This window comes from Amycolatopsis sp. NPDC026612 (assembly GCF_040638285.1).
Taxonomy (GTDB): domain Bacteria; phylum Actinomycetota; class Actinomycetes; order Mycobacteriales; family Pseudonocardiaceae; genus Amycolatopsis.
Window position 1 is genome coordinate 1 of record NZ_JBEZYB010000178.1, and the last position, 2,047, is coordinate 2,047.

The 2,047-nt window shown below is 66.8% G+C and carries 4 pseudogenes; 1 reads left to right on the forward strand and 3 read right to left on the reverse strand.

Annotation, left to right across the window (positions count from 1 at the left end):
* Nucleotides 1-709: 709 nt before the first annotated feature.
* A pseudogene (locus AB0F15_RS44995) lies at nt 710-1,021 on the reverse strand (transposase); the annotation flags it as partial.
* Between AB0F15_RS44995 and AB0F15_RS45000 the strand changes: the two are divergent.
* Nucleotides 935-1,816 (forward strand): annotated as a pseudogene (locus AB0F15_RS45000) (pyridoxal-phosphate dependent enzyme); the annotation flags it as partial. The pseudogenes AB0F15_RS44995 and AB0F15_RS45000 overlap by 87 nt on opposite strands.
* Before the next feature lie 12 nt (nt 1,817-1,828).
* On the opposite strand, the pseudogene AB0F15_RS45005 reads toward AB0F15_RS45000, so the two are convergent.
* Both AB0F15_RS45005 and AB0F15_RS45010 read right to left on the reverse strand, forming a co-directional pair.
* Nucleotides 1,829-1,954: pseudogene (locus AB0F15_RS45005) on the reverse strand (IS481 family transposase); the annotation flags it as partial.
* Nucleotides 1,948-2,047, reverse strand: a pseudogene (locus AB0F15_RS45010) (IS481 family transposase); the annotation flags it as partial. The pseudogenes AB0F15_RS45005 and AB0F15_RS45010, both read right to left, overlap by 7 nt.

Below are 2,047 nucleotides of genomic sequence, written 5' to 3' on the forward strand. Positions count from 1 at the left end.
GAGCTGCACCCACTCGTCCGTGCGTCCGGCGGCGGTGAGGCGCAGGTGTTCGGCCACGGTGTGCTGAGCGGCCGTGCGGCGCTGGGCGTCGCTTCCTTCGGATGTCATCTGTACTCCTCCTAGGTTAGTGATTGATTGATAACCTAGCAGACCGTGGCGGTCCTGTCGATCGCCGGCGAGGTCGTTCGGCGAGGGGCCGAGTTGTCGCTCGATCAGTCGGAGGGTCGCGGTTCGAGCTGACCGGGTGTGCGCCAGGCAGCTCGCAGAGCTTCGAGTTCGGGTCGGGGGAAGGGACGGCCCCATTGCGTCTGGTAGCCGACCTCGCCCGGGTTGTAGACGACGGAGTCGTCGCGAGGAGCATCTGGACGGTCAGCGGAGGTCGCGAACTCGCGGCTGCAGCCGGGCTGGTCGCGCCAGTCAGATCGGCTACCAGAGCGACCTGGCTCGTGACCGCGGTCGCAACGGCGCCGCGCACTGGTGTCAGCTGTATGTCCAGCTGGTCCCGGTTCCTCGGTACTGCTCGACGGAGATGGGCTGGATGCCTTCGCGCATGCCCCGCCGGATCATGAACATGGCGGGCGGACATTCCGACACCTGGTTCTCACCGGCTGTCGCCACCGCTGTGGTGGGGCGCGACCGACGAGGCGGCCGAACAGACAGGGTTCTCAGAGGCCCGCCGCCAAGCGTCGGAGAGGTACCGGAACGCGTGGCGGGCGCCGGCCGCATGCTGATGCGCCCGGACGCTCGTGGAATCGACACTGATCACGAACTCGACGTTCTCCTCCAACGTTCCCAGCGAGTCGTCTTTGACGATCACGTGCTCCAGGATCCGATCCCAGGTCCCGTCCGCGGTCCACTTCCGCAACCGCTCGTGCGCGGTCTTCCACGGCCCGTACCGCTCAGGCAGATCACGCCACGGCGCACCGGTCCGCTCATGCCACAGAATCGCGTTGATCACCTGCCGGTGACTACGCCACCGCCCACCTCGCCGATCCGTCTCCACCGGCAGCAACGGCGCGATCCGTCCTGCCGCCCAGTCTTAAGTAGCCGACGAGCGGATGCGATCGCGAAACGAGTTGATCGCGTGTTGACAGTCAAGGCGCAACTGTCGGGTGGATATGATCTCGGCGTGCTCAAGACGCGGCTTGATCTTGACCGGATCCACGCGGCCCGCCACCTGATCGACCCCATCTACCTGAACACTCCGATGTACCAGTGCGATGCACTGGGACGCCGGCTTGGTTGCACGGTGAGTATCAAGCTGGAAACGGCGAACCCGGTCCGCAGCTTCAAGGCGCGGGGCACCGAGCTTGTCACGAATCTGCTGGCTGAGCAGGGCCGGACTGCCGTGGTGTGCGCCAGCGCCGGCAATCTCGGCCAGGCGCTTGCTTGGTCAGGCCGCCGCCGTGGCCTCGACGTGACGGTCGTGGCATCGGCGCGAGCCCCCGTAGCCAAGCTCGACCGGATCCGCGCGCTGGGCGCGGAACTCGAACTGGTGGACGGCGACTTCGAAATGGCCCGCGAGCGAGCTGCGCGTATCGCGCACGAACGCGGCACCCGACTGCTCGAGGACAGTCTGGACATCGAGACATGCGAGGGCGCCGCGACGATCGGCCTCGAGTTGGCAGGCACGGGATCCACGTTCGACGCTGTTCTGATCGCCCTGGGTGGCGGTGCGATGGCCACCGGTGTGGGCTACGTCCTGAAGACCCTCGTACCCAGAGCCGACGTGATCTGCGTGCAGCCCACGGGCGCGCCGGCGTTGACCCGCTCGTGGCGAGAGCGCCGCATCATCACCACGGAATCGACCGACACCATCGCCGACGGCGATCCGCTGTGGTTGCCGGTTGTTGGCGCCGGTGGGGTCGATGAAGCGGCGCCGGTTCAGCCCGAGGTGCAACAGGTGCCGGCCGACGGTGCAGACCGAGATGGTGATGCCCTCGGCGGCTAGTTGTATGAGGCCACGACGTTGGTGACGCCTGCGTGGAGCCGAGAAGCTGGTGGCTGATCTCCGGCGGCGGTGTGTGGTCGATGGTAGTTGTAGTGC